This is a genomic window from Micromonospora sp. NBC_01412 (assembly GCF_045040215.1).
Classification (GTDB): domain Bacteria; phylum Actinomycetota; class Actinomycetes; order Mycobacteriales; family Micromonosporaceae; genus Micromonospora; species Micromonospora rubida.
The window spans coordinates 7,706,793-7,726,625 of record NZ_CP109528.1; the positions used below are offsets into that span (position 1 = coordinate 7,706,793).

At 73.1% G+C, this 19,833-nt stretch carries 12 protein-coding genes; 2 read left to right on the forward strand and 10 right to left on the reverse strand.

The window, feature by feature from the left end:
* Positions 1 to 236 precede the first annotated feature (236 nt).
* Complete coding sequence (locus OG617_RS33295; RefSeq protein ID WP_405097017.1) at positions 237 to 1,367, forward strand: helix-turn-helix domain-containing protein; 1,131 nt, start codon at positions 237 to 239, stop codon at positions 1,365 to 1,367.
* Positions 1,364 to 1,945: an HD family hydrolase gene (locus tag OG617_RS33300; RefSeq protein WP_405097019.1), complete on the forward strand. Its 582-nt coding sequence runs from the start codon at positions 1,364 to 1,366 to the stop codon at positions 1,943 to 1,945. The genes OG617_RS33295 and OG617_RS33300 overlap by 4 nt, the downstream gene beginning before the upstream one ends.
* A 282-nt stretch (positions 1,946 to 2,227) precedes the next feature.
* On the opposite strand, the gene OG617_RS33305 is transcribed toward OG617_RS33300, so the two are convergent.
* The 10 genes from OG617_RS33305 to OG617_RS33350 form a co-directional block, all read right to left on the reverse strand.
* Complete coding sequence (locus OG617_RS33305) at positions 2,228 to 2,692, reverse strand: hypothetical protein (protein WP_405097021.1); 465 nt, start codon at positions 2,690 to 2,692, stop codon at positions 2,228 to 2,230.
* A gap of 312 nt (positions 2,693 to 3,004) precedes the next feature.
* Positions 3,005 to 3,535, reverse strand: a complete 531-nt coding sequence (locus tag OG617_RS33310) for an AAA family ATPase (protein WP_405097023.1) — start codon at positions 3,533 to 3,535, stop codon at positions 3,005 to 3,007.
* Positions 3,536 to 3,621: 86 nt separating this feature from the next.
* The gene (locus tag OG617_RS33315; protein WP_405097025.1) at positions 3,622 to 5,661 is read right to left on the reverse strand and encodes a non-ribosomal peptide synthetase; all 2,040 of its coding nucleotides are present in this window, start codon (positions 5,659 to 5,661) and stop codon (positions 3,622 to 3,624) included.
* Positions 5,658 to 8,546 (reverse strand): beta-ketoacyl synthase N-terminal-like domain-containing protein, encoded by a 2,889-nt coding sequence (locus OG617_RS33320; RefSeq protein WP_405097027.1) that lies wholly within the window; start codon positions 8,544 to 8,546, stop codon positions 5,658 to 5,660. Before OG617_RS33320 ends, OG617_RS33315 begins: the two co-directional genes overlap by 4 nt.
* Positions 8,543 to 12,043: a non-ribosomal peptide synthetase gene (locus tag OG617_RS33325; protein WP_405097029.1), complete on the reverse strand. Its 3,501-nt coding sequence runs from the start codon at positions 12,041 to 12,043 to the stop codon at positions 8,543 to 8,545. Before OG617_RS33325 ends, OG617_RS33320 begins: the two co-directional genes overlap by 4 nt.
* Positions 12,043 to 12,309, reverse strand: coding sequence for a phosphopantetheine-binding protein (locus OG617_RS33330; RefSeq protein WP_396672296.1), 267 nt, complete (start codon positions 12,307 to 12,309; stop codon positions 12,043 to 12,045). Before OG617_RS33330 ends, OG617_RS33325 begins: the two co-directional genes overlap by 1 nt.
* Positions 12,309 to 14,579, reverse strand: coding sequence for a beta-ketoacyl synthase N-terminal-like domain-containing protein (locus OG617_RS33335; protein ID WP_405097031.1), 2,271 nt, complete (start codon positions 14,577 to 14,579; stop codon positions 12,309 to 12,311). The genes OG617_RS33330 and OG617_RS33335 overlap by 1 nt, the downstream gene beginning before the upstream one ends.
* Complete coding sequence (locus OG617_RS33340; RefSeq protein ID WP_405097033.1) at positions 14,572 to 17,799, reverse strand: non-ribosomal peptide synthetase; 3,228 nt, start codon at positions 17,797 to 17,799, stop codon at positions 14,572 to 14,574. Before OG617_RS33340 ends, OG617_RS33335 begins: the two co-directional genes overlap by 8 nt.
* A 187-nt stretch (positions 17,800 to 17,986) precedes the next feature.
* On the reverse strand, positions 17,987 to 18,826 hold the full coding sequence (locus tag OG617_RS33345; RefSeq protein ID WP_405097035.1) for an aminoglycoside phosphotransferase family protein: 840 nt from the start codon (positions 18,824 to 18,826) through the stop codon (positions 17,987 to 17,989).
* A gap of 5 nt (positions 18,827 to 18,831) precedes the next feature.
* The gene (locus tag OG617_RS33350) at positions 18,832 to 19,587 is read right to left on the reverse strand and encodes a LuxR C-terminal-related transcriptional regulator (protein WP_405097037.1); all 756 of its coding nucleotides are present in this window, start codon (positions 19,585 to 19,587) and stop codon (positions 18,832 to 18,834) included.
* Positions 19,588 to 19,833: the final 246 nt, after the last annotated feature.

Here is a 19,833-nt window from a genome sequence, read left to right on the forward strand (position 1 = left end):
CGGGTGCCCATGACGGCGGGACGGGTTCGTGCGTGGTCACCGAACATCACCCTTTCCTCGGCAAAGGCCCGGCCCTTACTCACCCGGATCAGACCTGGCACATTCGGTAACCATGACGCTACGATCACGGCGACGCGCGTTGAACTCACCCGCAGTACGAATGAGCTGGTCAGGAGTCACCCCACGTCGCTGTCCGCGACGGGAAACGTCGACTGCCGGTCACCGTAGGGATGGCGATGGCACCATTCGAACGATCCACCCCGGCTCGTGGCGACGTGACCGGCTACCTGCTGAAGCTGATTCGGGAATCCATCCCCCTGACCCAGGAACAGCTCGGCGTGGAACTCGGCGTCGACCGCGCGACCGTCCAGAGTTGGGAGTCAGGACGGCGACCGTTCCTCGCCGTCCCGTTCGGCCAGGCCGTCAGGATCCGGCACCGGCTCGGCAGCCTCGGCGCGAATCCGGTAATGCTCGACGCCGTCGCGGATGCCGTCGAGGCCGATACCGTCCTCGCCGCCCTACTCGGCCCGAAGATCGAGCGGGCGGACATCACCGAGCAACCCCTCGGCTGTACGGTGCTCACTCACCGGCTGGCCGACCTGATCCTCTGGGCAGTCCTCGGCCAGACACCCACCTTCATCAGAAGCCTGCCGACTCCCCATCGTCGACGCGGCCCAGTCGCCACCGGTCCGACCCTGCGTGCTGAGGAACAGCGCGTCCTCTTCGCGAGCCTGCATGTCCTGGCCGAACGCGCCGCCGACCAGCGCCGCCCTAACGTGCTGCTGCACCGGCAGGCATGCTTCCTCGCCGGCATGGACCCCACGGGCTCATCCGCCGCCTGGCTTTCCCAGAACAACGCCCGCAAGACCCCCCGGATGGCCGCCTTCCACACCTGGTCACCGCTGTGGCCCGACGCCCGCTCCGTCGTCACCTCCCTGGCCAACCAGGGAGACCCCGAACCACTCCGGGACTTCATAGCCCGCGCACACCCCGACGACGCCTGCCAGCGCGCGGCCCTCAACTACTCCGCGTACTGGGTCGGCGAGATCGCCTACCGCCAACCCGACGACTCCTTCATGCCCGCCACCATCGACGATTGGCGCGGAACCCGCCTTCTGCGGCACCTGGTCGAACGCCTCGACGCCGACCACCCGTTCATCGACCTCAACATCCACAACCTGTGGGCACTGCTCACCGCCCGACGAGGACTCGTCCACGACCACCCCGCCACCGGACAAGCGCTCGCCAACCGTGCCGTCGCCGTCCTGGACAGCGACCAGATCTCCGTGCAGTCCCGCCAGGAACTAACCTCTATCGTCTACAGCCTGCGGACAGAGGGCATCACCGGCACAGGGACGGGCAGATGAGCGACGATCAGCACGCCGCCGCGATGAGGTTCATCTTCGAGGCCGGCGTCCTGAAACGCGCCGCTCGTACCGGCTGGTGGTTCGCCGGGGTCAAGCACCCCGAATCCATCGCCGAGCACTCCCACCGCACCGCCCTGATCGGCATGATCCTCGCCGCCATGGAAGGAGCCGACCCCGCCCGCGTCACCATGCTCTGCGTCTTGCACGACACCCAGGAAACCCGCACCACCGACCTGCCCCACATAGCCAAGCGCTACCTCACCGCCGCATCCAACACCGCCATCACCGCAGACCAGGTCGCCGACTGCCCACCCGCCGTCACCGACACCATTACCGCCGCCGTCACCGAGTACGAAGCCGGCGAAACTCTCGAAGCCGTCGTCGCCCGCGACGCCGACAAACTCGAATGTCTCGTCCAAGCCGTCGAATACCGCCACCAAGGCATCGACAACGTCCAACGCTGGATCGACAGCAGCCGCGCCGCACTCACCACCACCTCCGCACACCACCTCGCCGACGCGGCACTGACCGGCCAACCCCTCGCCTGGCTCACACCACCGCCGCAACCGGCGAGCTGACCCCTCGCTTGTAAGTTCTGGGCGTTCCGTCCGGGCACGTCTCTGACACCGGGCGCTAATCGGCAGCCCCCGTCGCTGGCCCCGATGTCCAGCCCTGTTGCTGTCACCGTTGCTGTCGACAGCAACAGGGCCCACCCGGTTCGCACCCCGGTGACTCCTTGACCCCAGGCAACCAACGCGACTCGCCGGCCTGCGCTGCCTGGGCATCTACCTGCGGCAACCGTCCACGATCGTCCGTAGACGTCCGCCGCTACTCGTACCCGTCGTCACCCAGATAGTCACTCAGCCATTGCTGGGGCTGGAAATCCCTCGTGCTGCGAAGGACGCCGCGACCTCGTCGAAGACCCTCACGGCAAGCTCCGGCTGCGCGCCGGCATCCGACAACGGCAGCGCCAGCTGGGGGTCGTACCCGGATAGGCCCGTGACCGCCTGGACGGCTTCGCCGAGTTGATACATCGCCGTTACGACCGCCCGAGCATCTCCGCCGCTGTACCAGTACGGAACCGTGATCCCAGCCTCTTCTGCGAAATAGCTGACCTGGATGCCAGTCGAGTCGTGGGTCAGCTCGTAGTTGTGGGCCCCCTCGAAGACGGAAACCTCACCGAGCGCCTGCCGCGCCGCCGTCACCAGTCGGGCCCAAGCCTCGCCGCTTGGACGCCCGTCGCTCTCGGCCTCCTCTGCCGCGTCCAACGCGTCATCCCAGGAGTGGTCGTCGCTGCGGGGTACGAAGATCAGGTCATAGCTCATGGCGGTGGACCGTACCTCCACCCGGCCCAGCCTGGGGGCTCCGAACCGTCAGCTTGGAAGGTGCCTTGAATTGCACGCAGTGCCCCTGGCAGGGACGGCCGACCTGGTGGGTTAGTGGTACGCCGTAGCAGGCCACCCTGTCGGTGTGTCTTTAGTTGGCCCCTGTTGACCAACCGGACGGGCACGCGTCGGGCACGCAAGCTCCTGGTCCGTGAGCATACGGTCACCGGTCGATGAGCTGCTTGAAAGACGCCAATCTGGCTCGGCGAAAACCGTCTTCAACCGCCGCCGATGGCATCGCCGGCGAACCTCTCAGCGGCCTGGTAGGCCGGCCAGCCAGCGGTCCAGGGCCGCCGGGGAGCGAAACAGCAACACCGGTGGCCCGGACGGATCCGTCTGCCAGGCCCGCATCCGCCGGCGAGCCCGGCCGAACCCGGTGACGTGCCACACCAGGATCGAGTCCCGGGACAGCACGCTGCCCAGCGACTCGCGGTTGCCGTTGCAGATCTCCTCCCCCGTCACCAGCCGGCGCCCGGTACGGCGCAGCAGCCGCCACAGGGAGCACCAACGCGGGTAGTCCAGGCCGACCACCAGGTCGGCGCGAGCCAGCGGCACATCCCGCCACCCGTGGTACGCCCCGTCGAGGATCCAGCGGTCCCGTCGGCAGATCTCCTCTATCCGGCTGCGCTGCTGCGCGACCGGCACCTCGACCCAGCCGGGCTGCCAGAGCAGGTCGTCGACCGGGTACCACGGCACCCCGAGGCGCTCGGCCAGCCGCGCCGCGAGAGTGGACTTGCCAGCGCCGTACACCCCGTAGATCAGGATGCGGGACGGTGCGCTCATCGCGGCAGCGTACGCCCGCCAGCGGCCCGGCATCGTGTCACGGAGCGTTGCGGTCGGGGATGCAGTCGGGGTGCAGGCCGTCCCTCCTACGGCAGGCCGACAGCGGCGTCGACGGTCACGACCGGTCGGCGAACCCGGGCCGGCGGGGCGGGCAGGGCACCCCGGTCGACCTTGCCGTTCGCGGTCGCCGGCAGCTCCGGGAGGACCACGTACCGCAGGGGCACCATGTAGTCGGGCAACTGCTGCGCCATGAGGGCGCGCAGCGTGGGTTCGGCCAGGCGCCGCGGGTCGGCGTCGCGCTCGGCCACCAGGTACGCCACCAGGGTCGCCGCGACGCCCAGGTCGTCGCGGAGCAGCACGACACTGTTGGCGACGAGCGGGTGCCGGTTGAGCACCGACTCGATCTCGCCGAGTTCCACCCGCTGCCCGCGGATCTTCACCTGCGTGTCGATGCGCCCGCCGTAGTTGAGGTGCCCGCTCGGCGACCACCAGGCCAGGTCGCCGGTGCGGTACACCCGCTGCGGCCACCCGGCGACGTCGACCTCGACGAACCGCTCCGCGGTCAGGTCGGGCCGCCCGGCGTACCCTCGGGCCAGGCAGTCCCCGCCGAGGACCAGTTCCCCGGGCACACCCAGCGGCGCGAGTTCGCCGCGCCCGTCGAGGACGTACGCGGCGACGTTCGTGATCGGCCGGCCGATGGGGACCGTGTCGCCCGGTTCGGGTCGCCGGCACGGCCAGGCGGTGACGTCGATCGCCGCCTCGGTCGGCCCGTACAGGTTGTGCACCTCGACCTGCGGCAGAACGGTGGTGAGCTTGTTGACCAGCTTCGGCGGCAGCGCCTCCCCGCTACAGATCACGCGGCGCAGGCCGGTGCACCGGCCCAGTCCGCGCTCCTCGACGAACAGGGCGAGCATGGACGGCACGAAGTGCACCGTGGTCACCGACTCGCGGGCGACGACCTCGACCATCTCCTGCGGGTCGCGGTGCGCCTGCGCCTCGGCCGTGACCAGGGTCGCGCCGGTCATGAACGCCCACAACAGCTCCCACACCGACACGTCGAAGGTGTACGGCGTCTTCTGCAGCACCAGGTCGCCCGGGCCGATGGGGTACTCGTCCCGCATCCACACCAGCCGGTTGGCCAGTGACAGGTGCGTCATCTGGACGCCCTTGGGCGCTCCGGTGGAGCCGGAGGTGAAGATGACGTACGACAGCCCCCGCACCACCTCCTCCGGCGCCCGGTAGCCGCGCCAGTCGACCGGCGCGGCGGGCAGGTCACCGCCCGCCAGCGGCCGTACGGGCACGGACGGCTCCCCGCCGGAGCCCAGCGCGGCCCGCCCCGCGTCGTCGGCCAGCACCAGCACTGCGTCGGCCGTGCGGAGCATGAGGTCCAGCCGGGGGCGCGGATGGGACGGATCCAGCGGCAGGTACGCCCCGCCGGCCAGCAGGACGCCGAGCACCGCGACCACCATCTCGGGGCTTCGCTCGGTGCACAGGCCGACCACCGACCCGGGTCCCACGCCCTCGGCGCGCAGCCGCCCCGCCAGCGCCGCCGCCTCGTCCAGGAACTCGCGATAGGTGCGGTCGCGTCCGCCGCCGCGCAGCGCGACGGCATCGGGGGTGAGCTGCGCCTGGCGGCAGATCGTCTCGTGCACGGGCGTACGCGGCGCGGGGGTCGGCGCGGCGTTGAAGCCGAGCAACGTCCTGCGCTCCCCCGGGCCGACCAGCGCGGCTTCCCGCACCGGCCGGTCCGGGTGGGCGGCGAGCCAGGCGTGCAGGGTGTCCAGGCGCTCCTGCAGGTACGCGGGATCGCCGTGGCCGCGGGCGAACCACACCGGTGTTCCGCCCAGCGCCGCCGACGCCCCGGCGCCGCCCGTCGTGGGCGCCGCCGGCCCGACGTCCACCGCGACGGACGCCGAGGGCTCGTCCGACGCGGGAACCACGACGGCGGGACCCGGCTGCGGGCCGCGCGTCTGCTCGCGTACCTGGGTCAGGGTGCTGTCCGGGAGGACCCGCACCAGGCTGTCGCCCCACGGGCCGTGCACGGCGACCGAGGTCGCGGACGACAGGCGGTGGCAGAGCACGGCCGCCACCGCCGCAGCCAGGGTCGGATCGGCACGGCCGGTCATGCCGTCACCAGCCCGGCCAGCACGCGCGGGGTGGGGTCGGCGGACAGCGCCTCCGTCTGCAAACGCACCCCGAACCTGCGCTGCACCTGGCTGATCATGCGGATGAACAGCAGCGACTCACCGCCGAGGGCGAAGAAGTTCGCGTCCGGCCCGATCTCGGGAGAGCCGAGCATCCTGCCCCACAGCTCCATGATCTCCTTCAGCACCTCGTCCCCGCCGGCACCCGCGGGGTGCGCCGCCGGTTGCGGAGGATCCTCGGCCGGTCGCGCCGGTGCGGCGTCGAGCCAGTGCCGGGTACGGGCGAACGGGTACGTGGGCAGCGCGACCCGCCGCGCCCTGCTGTCGCCGCGCACCGCAGCCCAGTCCACGGCCGCTCCGGCGGTCCACAGCCCGCCGAGTCCGGCGAGCACGTCACCGGCGTCGGCCCGCTCCGTCGGCCGGGGCTGCAGGGCGAACCCGGGTACCCGCCGCCCGTCCTGCGCCGTCTGCCGGGCCGTGCCGGTCAGCGCGGTGCCCGGCCCGACCTCGACCAGGACCGGATCGGGCAGGCCCAGCCCGGTCAGCAGCGCGTCGTGGTAGCGCACCGGGCTGCGCAGTTGCGCGGCCCAGTAGCCCTCGGCGCGCGGCAGCCCCTTGCCGAGCAACCCGCCGTCGATGCTGCTGACCACCGGGATGGTGCGGGGTCGCTGGGCGATGCGATCCGCTTCGACGCCGAGCAGCCGGGCGGCGCCGGCCATCATCCGCGAGTGGAAGGCACGCTGCGCGGGCAACGTCCGGCAGCGGATCTCGGCCGCCTCCAGGCGCTCCCGCAACTCGGCGAGCTGCGCCACCGGCCCGGCCACCACGGTGACCTCGGGGCCGTTGCGCACGGCCACGTCGAGGTCGTCCAGGCCCGCCAGGTGCTCCTCCAGGGCGGGCACCGGCGCGAGCACGGCCAGCATGCCGCCCTCGGGCGCGTCCTGCATCAGCCTGCCGCGGGTCACGACCAGGCGCAGCATGTCCTCGGCGGCCATCTCGCCGGCCAGCGCCGCAGCCGCGAACTCGCCGATCGAGTGGCCGATCAGCGCCGCCGGGCGTACGCCCCACGACACCAGCAGCCTGCCGAGCGCGAGCTCGTGCAGCGCCAGCGCGGGCTGGGTGATGTCGGTGCGGTGCACGACGCCGTGCGGGTCGACGCCGACCAGCACGTCGCGCAGGTCCAGCCCCAGGTCCGGGGCCAGCAGCCCCGCCCCGTGGTCGAGGTCGGCGCGGAAGGACGGGTAACGGTCGTAGAGGCCCCGCGACATGGCGGGGAACTCCGCGCCCTGGCCCGGGAACAGGAACACCACGCTGGGCCGGCGGGCCGCCTCACGGACCGGCGCCCTGCGCAGCCGGGTCAGCGCCGCCGGGACGTCCCGCGCGGCGACCGCGAGCCGGTGCGGGAAGTGCCTGCGGTACGTCTGCGACGTCAGCGCGACATCGCCGACGGCCAGGTCGGGGCGCTGCCGCAGGTGTTCGCTCAGCTGCTCGGCGCCCGCACGGACCGCCTCCGGGCTGCGCCCGGACAGCACGATCAGCTCGACGTCGCCGTCGGCCGTGGCGGAACCGGGCACGGCCGGCCCGTCGGCCTCCTCCAGCACCACGTGGGCGTTGGTGCCGCCCAGGCCGAAGGAGCTGACCGCCGCCCGACGCGGCCCGCCGGCGGTGTCCCACTGTCGGGCCACGCTGTCCACGGTGAACGGGGTCGACCCGTCGAGCAGCTCGGGCCGGGCCTGCTTGAGGCCGGCCAGCGGCGGGATCTGCCGGAAGTGCAGCGCCAGCGTGGCCTTGATGAGGCCCGCGACACCGGCCGCCGCGTCGAGGTGGCCGACGTTGGCCTTGACCGAGCCGATGGAGCACGGCCGCTCGCCCCGACGGAACACCTCGGTCAACGCCGCCAGCTCGATCGCGTCGCCGACCTCGGTGGCGGTGCCGTGCGCCTCAAGGTAACCGACGCTCGCGGGGTCGACGCCGGCGGCGGCGTACGCGCGCGTCAGCACGTCGATCTGCCCGGCGACGCCGGGCGCGGTGTAGCCGACCTTCAGGCCCCCGTCGTTGTTCACCGCCGACCCCTTGATCAGGGCGTACACGGTGTCCCCGTCGCGGCGGGCGTCCTCGGCACGTTTGAGCGCCACCATTGCGACGCCGTTGCCGGGGACGGTCCCGTCGGCCGAGGCGTCGAAGGGCCGGCACGTGCCGTCGGGCGACATGATGCCTTTCGTCTCGTAGAGGTAGCCGGCCTGCTGCGGCACGGCCACACAGACTCCGCCGGCGAGCGCGACATCCGAGTCGCCGGAGCGCAGGCTCTGGCAGGCCAGGTGCACCGCCACCAGCGACGTCGAGCAGGCGGTCTGCACGGAGACCGCCGGGCCGCCCAGGTCCAGCCGGTACGCGATCTTCGCGGCCAGGTGGTCCTTCTCGTTGCCCAGCACGACCGACAGCAGCCCCTGGGTCTCGACCAGGCCGGGCTGCGTGAACACGTGGTGCAGCGCGTAGTAGTTGAAGCCGGCCCCGGCGAACACGCCGACCCGCCCGAACGGTTGCTGGCCGGCCAGCCCGGCGGACTCCAACGCGGCCCACGCCGTTTGCATCAGCAGCCGGTGCTGCGGATCCATGGTCTCCGCCTCCCGTGGCGTGATGCCGAAGAAGGCGGCGTCGAACAGGTCCGGGTCGGCCAGCACACCCCGCGCCGGCACGTACGCCGGGTCGTCGAGCCGGTCGGCGGACACGCCTGCAGCCAGCAGCTCGCCGCGGGTCAGCTCGCTGATCGTGATCGTCCCGGCGACCACGTTGGACCAGTACTCCCAGACGTCGGCAGCGCCGGGGAACCGGCCCGCCATGCCTACGATCGCGATGTCGCCGTTCATGAGGATGCGCCTACTCCTTCGGTCTGTGTGTGCAGATGTCTGGCCAGCGTCTGGACGGTCGGGAAGCGGTAGAGGTCGGTCAGCGGGATGACCCGCCCGGCCAGCCGCTCCTGCAGCAGCCGGCGCACGATCGCCAGCCGCAGCGATTCCCCGCCGACGTCGAAGAACGCCTCGTCGACGTCGAAGTCGTCGGTGCCCAGCGCCTCCACCCAGGCCACCGTCACCAGCTCCTCGAACTCGGCCAGCGACGCCGAGCGCTGGGCGGGGATCCGCGCCGACCGCCCCACCGCCGGGTCGGCCACCGCCGCGTCGGCCCGGGTCGGGTCGGCCACCGCCGTGTCGGCCCGGGTCGGGTCGGCCGGCTGCGGCACGTTGGCCAGCGTGCCCAGGGCCCGCAGGTCGACCTTGCCGTTGCGGTCGAGCGGGAACTCGGCCACCGTCACCCACTGCTGCGGCCGGGCGTACGGGGCCAGTTCGGCCTCCACCGCCCGACGCACGCCGGCCACGTCCAGGCCGTCGGGCCCCGGCTTGAGCGCGGCGCACAGGCGGATGCCCGTCACCGGGTCGCCGGTGGTGAACACCACCGCGTCGCGTACCCCGGGTCGCGCCCGCAGCCTGCGCTCGACGTCGACCAGCTCCACCCGGTGCCCGGCGATCTTCACCTGGCGGTCGTTGCGGCCAAGGAAGCGCAGCTGCCCGTCCGCGCCCCAGCGCACCAGGTCCCCGGTGCGGTACAGGCGCACCCCGGGGTCCCGGTGCCGGACGAACGACGCGTCGGTGCGTACGGGGTCGTTGAGGTAGCCGTCGGCGAGCCCGGTGCCCGCCGTGCACAGCTCGCCGACCGCGCCCGGCGCGACGAGGCGCCCCGACGGGTCGACGACGTACAGGTCGGTGCCGTGCACCGGCGTGCCGATCGGCAGCGGGTCCGGCGTCGCGTCGGCGTGGTCGACCGGGTACGTCGTGGTGAACGTGGTGTTCTCGGTGGGGCCGTAGGCGTTGGTGACGCGCAGCCCCGGGCAGGCCCGCAACACCCGGCGTACGTGCGCCGGTGAGACCACGCCGCCGCCGGTGAACAGCTGCCGCAGCCCCGCGAACGCGTCCGGGCGGTGGTCGGCGACCAGGTGGAACACGCCCGAGGTGAGCCAGACGTGGGTGATCCCGGCGGTGCGCAGGAACTCGGCCAGCCCGCTCGGCGTCGGTTCCCCGGGCGGGAACACCACCACCGTGTCGCCGCTGGCCAACGGCACCAGCAGCTCCAACGTGGACGCGTCGAACGCCAGCGGGGACAGCCGCGTGATCCGCATGCCCGCCGGGTCGGCGAACAGGTTGGGATCGTCGGCCAGCCGCAGCACCGCCCGGTGCGGCACGACCACGCCCTTGGGCACCCCGGTGGAGCCCGACGTGAAGGAGACGTACGCGGTCCGCGCCGGGTCGGTCGGGGCCGCCTCGATCGGCCCGTCGCCGTGGTGGGCGACGTAGGCGGCCCCGGCCCGCGGCGGCGTCGCCGCGCAGGCCAGGGCGCATTCGGCGACGCCCGACCACTCCGGGTCGGGCGCGTCCACGCCGAGTCGGGCCCGGGGCGCGACGGCGGCGGCGACGTGTGCCCGCCACTCGCCGGTGGCGTGCTGGTCGACGGCGACGTAGTACGCACCCAGCCGCAGCACACCCAGCACCGCGATGGCCTCGGCGGCCGAGCGCGGCAGCTCCAGGATCACCGCGTCCCCGGCGCGCACGCCGTGCGCGTGCAGCAGCCGCGACTGCTCGACGGCGTGGTCGTGCAGCTCGCGGTAGGTCAGCGTGAGCCCGGCGTGCGCGTCGACCAGCGCGATCCGCTCGCCCGCGGACGCCGCGTACGCCGCGAACCGGCTCCACACGTCGCCGGAGCTGTCGTGCGACCCGCCCGCGCCCAGCTCCCGCAGCCGGGCGTGCTGCCCCGCCGACAGGGCCGTGACGTCGCGCAGGGCCACGTCCGGCGCGGCGGCCAGCTCCCGAAGCGCCGCCCGGAACGACTCGGCCAGCTCCCCGGCGTCGGCGGCGGTGAGCGCCGAGGTCGCGTACTCCAGGGCGAAGCGGGGACTCTCCGACCACGACTGCAGGTAGAGCAGCGCGTCGAACACCGCGCCGTGGCAGTGCCCCTCGTGCACCCGCCAGCCGCGCCCGCCCACGACGAGCTCGTCGGGCACCAGCTCGTGGTGGGCGGCGAAGCCGAACTGCGCCAGCGGGTTGCGGCCCGGGTCGGTGTCGACGCCGAGCCCGGAGACGACCCGCTCGAACGGCACGTCGGCGTCGGCCGCCGCCTCGGCCAGCGCCGCCGCCACGCCGCGTACGTAGTCCCGCACGTCGACGTCGTCGGCCGAGACGCAGCGCACCGGGACGGCCCGGGTGCACAGGCCCACGATGGCGGCCATGCCCGCCTCGAACCGGCCCGCCGCCGGCACCCCGAGCACCAGGTCGGTCAGGCCCGCGCGGCGGGACACGGCCAGTGCCCACGCCGCCATGGCCACCGACGTCACCGTCACCCGGCAGTGCCGGGCCAGCTCGGTCGCGGCCCGCGTCGCCGCCGCGTCGAGGTGGAAGTGCAGGCGTGCGCCCCGGCCGTCGGCCTCGACGACCGGTGGCAGGTCGGTGGGCAGCGCCACCGTCCACGGCGCGCCGTCCAGCCGGGCCGCGATCCGGGTCAGCGCGCCGTCCAACGCCCCGGAGGCCTCCTGCGCGGCCAGCCGCGAGCCGACCCAGTCGGGCGCCGGCGCCGCGCCCGCCGGACCGTTGCCGGCGTAGAACTCGGCGAACTCGCGCCACAACACCCCGATGCTCCAGCCGTCGGCGATCGTGTGGTGCACCAGCATGGTCAGCAGGTCGCGCTGCCCGGCGCGGGTCAGCACGAAGACGACCGGCGGCTGCTCGAAGGGGCGCAGCAACCGCGCGGCCGACCGGCCGTAGAGCTCGTGCACGGCGCGCACCGGGTCGTCGTCGGGCAGCGTCTGGTGCAACAGCCGCGGCTCGTACGGCGCGGGCAGCACGATCCGGGCCTGGCGCGGATCGCGGACGAAGCGGGTCCGCAGCGCCTCGTGCCGGGTCGCCAGTTGCCGCAGCGCCGAGCGGGTCCGGGCCTCGTCGAGCGGCCCGTCCGCCTCCAGCGTGAACATCAGGTGGTAGGGCGCGTCCTGGTCGAGCAGGTGCGCGGCCAGCATGGACCGCTGGCCGGGCAGCAGTTCCAGCTCGGCGGGCCGCCGCGCGGCCACCGGCGGCGCGGTGTCCACGTAGTCCACCGCGCCGGCCAGCGCCCGCGCCAGCGGCAGCGCCGACAGCAGCCGAGCGCTGTCCACGTGCGCCCGCAGCTCACGCTGACCCAGCGAGACCAACGCGATGGCCTGTAGCGAGGTGCCGCCGAGGGCGACGAACGACTCCGTGCCGGCCGCGTCGCACAGGTGCTCGGGCGTGAGGCCGAGCACCCGCGCGGCGAGCGGCGTCCAGGTGGTGAGGTCGCGGGCGGCCATCACACGCTCTCCGCCACGGGCTTGTCCGGCGACACCTGGCTCGCGACGTCACGCAGGTCGGCGAGGCGGGGGTTCTCCAGGACGTGGCCGAACATCACCGCGAGGTTGAGCTCCTGACGGATCAGCGTGCTCAGCCGCAGCGCGCTGAGCGAGTGGCCGCCGAGGTCGAAGAAGTCGTCGTCGTCGTCGACCGTGTCGACGCCGAGCACCTCCATCCACAGCTCCTCGAACTCGGCCACCCAGGTCCGGTCATGTACGTCGCGCATCAGTGGTGCCTCTCTGTGTCCAGGCGGGTCGCGGGGGCGTCCAGGTAGTGCCGGGTGGCCGCGAAGGGGTAGGTGGGGGCGGGCAGCCGACGCCGGCCGGTGTCCTGCACGCCGTCCCAGGCGCCGATGACACCCAGCTGCCACAGCGCGCCGACGGTCGCCAGCAGCCGGGCGTGCCGGTCGGCGGGCAGCACGGGCTGGTCCGGGCCCAGGTGTGGGGTGACGCTCGTACCGACCTCGATCCAGAACACCGGGTCGAGGTCGACGGGCAGCGTCGCCGGCGCAGGCGGTTCGGCCGCCCGCGCCCGCCAGTACGCGAGGTCGCCGCCGCCGGTCAGCGGCTGCCCGTCCGAGGCGTGGACGGGCAGGTCGGCCGGGCCGAGCCGGATGCCGTCGACGTTGGTGCCGCGGATCAGCCCCAGCGCGTCCGCGACGGACATGATCCCGGCCACGACCGCGCAGGCCACCGCGCCGATGCCGGCGCCGGCCACGGTGCGCGGGGCCAGGCCCCGGCTGCGTAGCGACCGCGCCAGGCCGACGCAGGCCAGCAGCCGGTCGCAGCGCTCCCGGACGGCCTCGTCGAGGTCCTGATCGCGCAGCAGCGCCACGCCCTCGTCGACGACCCGGCGGTACACCGGGTCGGCGTCGTAGTTGGGCCGGTTGCCGGTCAGCTCGCCGGCCCCGGTGAGGTACAGCGCCACCCCGCGCGCCCGCGCCTTCGCGTCGGCCTGCCGGACCGTCGCCGGCGAGCCGTGTGCTCCGGTCAGGAACGCGGCCCGCCACGGCAGCTCGGCCCGGCCGGTCCGCAGCGTGTACGCGAGGTCGGCCAGTTCACCGGGCGTCGTCCCGGCCACGCTGGCGACGGCGCGGTCCAGGCTGTCCTGCGCCACGGCGGCGGTCTTGGCGGAGACCAGGACCAGCTCGGTGACGTGGCGGCGCGGCCGGGGCCGGACGGCCGGGGCCTCTTCCAGCACGACGTGGGCGTTGGTGCCGCCGATGCCGAAGGCGCTCACCCCGGCCCGGCGTACGCCGTCGATCGGCTCCCAGGGCCGGGCCGTCGTCGGCAGCTCGAACACCGAACCGTCCAGTTCGACCGCCGGGTTGGGCGTGAGCAGGTGGGCGATCGGCGGGATCACCCGGTGCTTCAGCGCCAGCACCGTCTTGATCAGGCCGACCACCCCGGCGGCGGTGTCCAGGTGCCCGACGATCGACTTGGCCGCGCCGAGTGCGCAGGGCAGCCGGTCGGGCCGGACGCTGTCGAAGACCTGCCGCAGCGCCGCCACCTCGATCGGGTCGCCGAGCGCGGTGCCGGTGCCGTGGGTCTCGATCAGGCCGACGGTCTCCGGGTCAACGTCGGCCACGCTCAGCGCCGCCGAGATCACGCCGGTCTGGCCGGTGGGGCCGGGGGCGGTGAAGCCCGCCTTGCGGGAGCCGTCGTTGTTGACCGCGGTGCCGCGGATCACGGCGTGCACGGTGTCGCCGTCGCGCAGCGCGTCCCCGAGCCGCTTGAGCACCACCACTCCCGCGCCGTCGCCGGGCACGGTGCCGTCGGCCGCAGCGTCGAAGGCCCGGCACCGGCCGTCGGCGGAGAAGATCCCGCCGGGCTCGTACAGGTGCCCGCGCCGCGTCGGCGGGGCAACCGTGGCGCCCCCGGCCAGCGCCACGTCGACGTCGTAGGTCAGCAACGCCTGCGCCGCCTGGTGCACCGCGACCAGCGACGTCGAGCAGGCGGTCTGCACGGCCAGCGCCGGGCCCTGCAGGTTGAGCTTGTACGCGATCCGGGTAGCCGCGAAGTCCTTGTCGCTGCCGATGATCAGCCCCAGGCCGCCGGCCGCCTCGACCGCGCGTTCGTTTGGCCACACGTTGTCGAGCAGGTAGACGTTCAGGCCGGTGCCGACGTACACGCCGATCCGGTTGCCGTCGGCGGCGACGGGCGGGTAGCCGGCGTGCTCCAGCGCGGTCCAGGCGCACTCCAGCAGGATCCGCTGCTGTGGGTCCATCAGCGCGCTGTCCGACGGCGAGTAGCTGAACAGCCGGTGGTCGAAGCGGTCCGCGCCGCCCAGCACCGCCCGGGCGGGCACGAAGTCGGGCCGCTCCACCACGTCCTTGGGCACGCCCCAGCCGATGAGCTGCTCGGGTGTGAAGAAGGTGACCGCGTCGACTCCGTTGACCACGTGGTGCCAGAACAGGTCCAGGTCACGTTCGGCGCCCGGGGCCCGTACGGCCATGCCGACCACCGCCACCGCCGCGCTGTCGTCGAGTTCAGCCACGGCCGCCTCCGGTGCGGCGCCGGTCGGCGAGCAGGGCGCGGCCCTGACGGCGCTGCGCCGCCTTCGCGTCGGCGAGCACCGGGGCCTCCTGTTGCAGGTGCGCGGCGCAGCCGGCGACCGTGCCGGAGCGGAACAGATCCGTCACGGAGACGTCCAAGCCCTCCTCGGAGAGCCGCTGTTGCAGCGCGATCAGCGTGAAGCTGTGCCCGCCCAGGTCGAAGAAGTTGTCGTGCAGCCCGATGTCGACCCGGTCCAGCACCTCGCCCCAGCAGGCCCGGATGCGCTCCTCCAGCCCGGTGCCGGCGGTGAGGTCGCGCCGCGCCGCGGGGGCGGCGGCCGTGCGCGCGGCGCGGCTGTCGGCCAGCAGTCGTGCGGTGTCCACCTTGCCGTGCGCGGTCAGCGGGATCGCCGCGACGGTCAGGATCCGCGACGGCACCATGTACGCCGGCAGCGTCCCCCGCACGTAGGCACGCAGCTCGCGTTCGGCGTCCGGGCCGAACTCGCCGACGACGAAGGCGGCCAGCTCATCGTTCTCCGCCGCCACGGCGCACGAACGCACCGCCGGGTGGGTCAGGAACGCGCCCTCGACCTCGGCCAGCTCGACGCGGTAGCCGCGCAGCTGCACCTGGGTGTCGTTGCGGCCCAGGTACACCAGGTTCCCGTCGACGCCCCACTTGACCACGTCGCCGGTCCGGTACATCACGCCCCTGCCGTACGGGTCGGGGAGGAAGCGCGCCTCGGTCAGCTCCGGGTTGTCCACGTAGCCGTGCGCGACGAGCACGCCGCCGCAGTACAGCTCGCCGGGCACGTTGAGACCGGTCGGCCGCAGGTCTTCGTCGAGGACGTAGCAGCGCCCCGACGGCAACGGCACACCGACGTTGCCCTCCCTGACCCGGGCCAGGTCCGCGGCGGGCGCCGCGAAGATCGTGACGTGGATGGTGCCCTCGGTGATGCCGTACATGTTGACGAACACCGCGCGCATGCCCGGCGTGCCGGCGACCAGCGACGTGACCCGCGACCAGCTCAGCGCCTCGCCGCCGAGGATGACGTAGCGGATGCTGGAGACCTCCTGGGCGCCCAGCAGCCGCAGGTAGGGGGGCAGTAGCCGGTAGAGCGCACCCGGGGTCTGGAAGACCACCGTGACGGCCTCGCGGCGTACCAGCGCGGCCAGCCGCTGCCGGTCCACCAGGTCGGCCTGGTCGGCGACGACCAGCCGGCCGCCGGTGGTCAGCGCGCCCCACATCTCCCACACCGAGGCGTCGAACGAGAACGAGCTCGCCGCCAGCCACACATCGGCGGCGGTGACGTCGAGGCCGGCCGGGGTCGGGCTGTGCAGGGCGTCCAGGCCGCCGTGTCCGACCATGACGCCCTTGGGCACACCGGTGGAGCCCGAGGTGTAGATGATGTACGCCTGGTCATCCGGCCCGGGGAACGTCTCCGCGACCACGGACGTCCCGTTGACGGTGTGCGCGTCGGCCAGTCGGATGTCGCGGTCCTGCGCCAGCGCCCCGGCGGTGTCGGCGGTGCTGGCCTCCACCAGCATGAACGGCATCGCGGCGCTGGCCGTGATCAGTTCGAGGCGCTGCTGCGGGTACTCGGGGTCCAGTGGCACGTAGACGCCGCCGAGCTTCCACACGCCCAGGATCGCCGCGACGATCGCGGGCGAGCGGCGCAGCAGCAGCCCGACCCGGTCGCCGCGCCGTACGCCCCGATCGGCCAGGCCCGCCGCGATCCGCCCGGCCCACCGGTCCAGCTCGGCGTAGGTGACCTCCACGTCCCGGTGGCGCACCGCCACCGCGTCCGGGGTACGCGCCACGTGCTCGGCGAACCGGCGCAGCACCGACGGGTGCTCGACCGGCCGCTGCGGGACCGGCGGGTTCATCCCCTCGGTCAGCAGCAGCCGCTCGGCCTCCGCCACCATGGACGGCTCGTCGTCCGGCTCGTCGACGACCGACCTCAGGAAGGTCAGGTAGTGGTTGAGCAGCGTCTCGACGGTCGCCGGGGTGAACAGTTCGGTGCTGTACTCGGCGCGCAGGAACGGCGTGGCGGTGGAGACGTCGAGGGTCAGGCCCAGGTCGAACTTGGTGACGTCGACCTCGACGTCGACCTCGGTCAGCTTCACCCCGTCGAACTCGGGGAACTCGAACGGGAAGTTCTGCACCGTCAGGGAGGTCTGGAACAGCGGGGCGTGGCTGAGCTGCCGCTCCCCCACGGTGGCCCGCACGATTTGCTCGAACGGCACGTCCTGGTTGGCGAACGCGGCCATGCTGGCCCGGCGGGCCCGGTCGACCAGTTCGGCGAAGCTCGGCCGGCCGGACACGTCGAGGCGGATCGGCAGCGTGTTGACCAGGCAGCCGACGACACGCTCCTCGGCCTCGTCCATCCGGTTGGCCACCGGCACGCCGATCACCACCTCGTCCTGGCGCGCGTACCGCGACAGCACCGAGGCGTACGCGGCCAGCGTCACCGCGAACAGCGTTGCGCGCCGCTCCCTGGCCCATCCGGTGAGCCGCTCGACCAGCGCGGGCTCGACGGGGCGGCGGAGCACCGCGCCGTGGGCGCTGAGCACGCTCGGCCGGGGAAAGTCGGTAGGCAGCGCGAGCTGCGGGGCGTCACGCAGCCGGGCTCGCCAGAAGTCCAGCCCGGAGCTGTCGCGCTCCCAGGACTCGCGTTGCCGTAGCGCGTACGTCAGGTGGGACTGCGGCGGTTCGGCGTACGCGGCGGCACCGGGTCCGGACAGCGCGGCGTTGTACTCGGCGGCGAGGTCCTGCAGCAGCAGGCCCACCGACCAGCCGTCGCAGGCGATGTGGTGCACCAACACCGCGAGCGTGTGCTCGTCCGGGCCCCAGGAACGCAGGAAGGCGCGCAGCACCGGCCCGTCGCCGAGCCCGAAGGGACGCCGGACCTGCTCGGCGACCAGGGTGTGCAGGAAGGTCTCCTGGGTGTCCCGGTCGGCCCACCCGCCCACCTGGATGTCGATGTCCGCATGCGGGGTGGGCGACACCCGCTGGGTGAGCACACCGTCGACCAGCGCGAACGTGGTGCGCAGCGCGTCGTGCCGGGCGACGACGCGCGTCAGCGCACCGCGCAGCACCTCGGGCCGCAGCGCGCCGTGCAGGTGGACCGCGAGGGCCACCACGTACGCCGGGTTGCCGGGCTGGAGCTGGTTGAGGAAATAGAGTCGTTCCTGAGCGAAGGAAGCAGGACCGGTACGAACCATGGATCGAGCGTGGTCCGCCGGACGTCCCACCCGACAGAGCATCGTTCCCCGCTCCCTGGGGAAATCCTCCCGGGTCGCGTTCCCGGCACCTCGATGCCTCCGCCGGACGCGGCCCGGCCCCCGGCCCGACGGGGTCAGCCGTCGGACCGGGGGCCGGTCGGGATGCGCGCGCCGCCGTGGAACGTCGCTAGTACTCGCCGCGACCGAAGGCGGCCAGCTCCGCTGAGTGCCCCGGGTTGCTGACGTACGTCGCCCCGATCGGGGCGGTCACCCGGCACCACATGTCGAGCCGCTCCACGTCGATGCCGGCTGCCGCTGCCAACTCGTCACGCCGGCGCAGCATCTCCGCACGGTCCAGGCCCTCCAGCACGTAGTCGACCGCGTCGAAGCAGGGGTCACCGGCGCAGGCCATCGGGTCGATGGCCACCAGGCCCTTCACACCGCCGCTGAGCACGTTGCCCAGGTGCAGGTCGCCGTGCAGCAGCACGGTGTCGGTGGGTGCCGCGAACAGGTCGTCGCGCAGCCGCTTCGACCCGGCGAGGTCGGCGCCCCGCCGCACCGCCGAGTTGAACAGCACGTCGATCCAGTCCTCCAGCCGCCGCGGCGCGGCCGCCGGGTCCCCGACGCCGTGCAGGTCGTTGAGGAACGCGGCGTACTCCGACGGCGAGGGCGGCTGCGGCATCTTCTCCACCAACGTGCCCGGGTGGATCGATTCGAGCAGCACCGCGCCCTTGGCCGTCGCCAGCACCGCCGGCACCCGCCCGCTGGCCGCGAACTGGCGCAGCATGTCGACCTCCTCCCGCACGGCGTAGCTGTCGGGTGACAGCTTCAGCACCGCGTCGCCCTGCGGGCCCCGGCACCGGAACACCACCGAGGAGTTGCCGGACTTGAGCTGGTCGCCGAGGTCGAGCCCCCACTGCTCGACGAGTTCGTCCAGCCGCTGGGTCAACGTGCCGACCCAGCGGTGCGCCGCCTTGCCGAACCTCGGCTCCAGCCGATTCGTGATCGCTTCCAGATCAAGGGCCATTCCATTCACCTCTCCGTCGATCGCGCGTCGGCGTACGCTGCGGAGTCGCCCACCTCCGGCAAGGGCGTGGCGCCCCGCCTGTGGGCCAGCCGGACGCTGCCACCGGACACCCGGTCGGGACTCGGCGCGGGGCGCTCCAGCCTGGCCTTTCGGGCGACCTCGATCGCCTCGTACCGGTCCGACACGTTCAACTTGTTGAAGATGGTCGAGATGTGGTTGCTGACCGTCTTGGGCGACAGGTGCAGCTGCGTGGCGATCGCCCCGTTGCGCATGCCCGATGCGATCAGCTCCAGCACCTGCCGCTCGCGCGCCGTCAGCTCCGGGAAGAGCTGCTGGTTGCGGGGCTCCCGGCCGAGCTGCGCGATGAGTTGATCGGCCACCCTGGGTCCAAGGATCATCTCGCCCGTCGCGACGCCCCGGATCGTCCGCACAATGCCGTCGCCCGGGCAGCTCTTGAGCACGTAGCCCCGCGCGCCGGCGCGCATGGACGCGAAGACCGACCCCTCGTCCTCGACCGCGGTGAAGACCAGCACCGCGGTCGAGGGCGAGACCCGGGCGATCTCCTGCAGCGTCACCCCCGCCTGGAAGTCCGGCAGCTCGATGTCGAGCACGAGCACGTCGGGGCGCAGCGACGCCGCCCCTTTCATCGCCTCCCGCGCGGTCCCCGCCTCGGCGACCACGGTGACCTCGGCCGAGGAGGACAGCAAGGCACGCAGGCCCTTGCGCACCACCGGCTGGGCGTCAGCCAGCACAACTGTCACGACACGGGATCCTGCCTCGTACGCGACACCTCCTGGCTCCCGCCTCACCGTATGAGCCAGTTCGGTGGTCGAGCCCACGCTGACCATCACACACCTCACCCGTCCTAACTGGCCCGCGACGCCTCCCTTCCGTGGAGGCGTCGCGGAATAGCCGACTCCACATCGGCGTGAACATCTCATGACCACCAACAGAAGAACATACGTACTTAGCCGTACGGTATCCATGTCCATCTTCTGACGCAATTG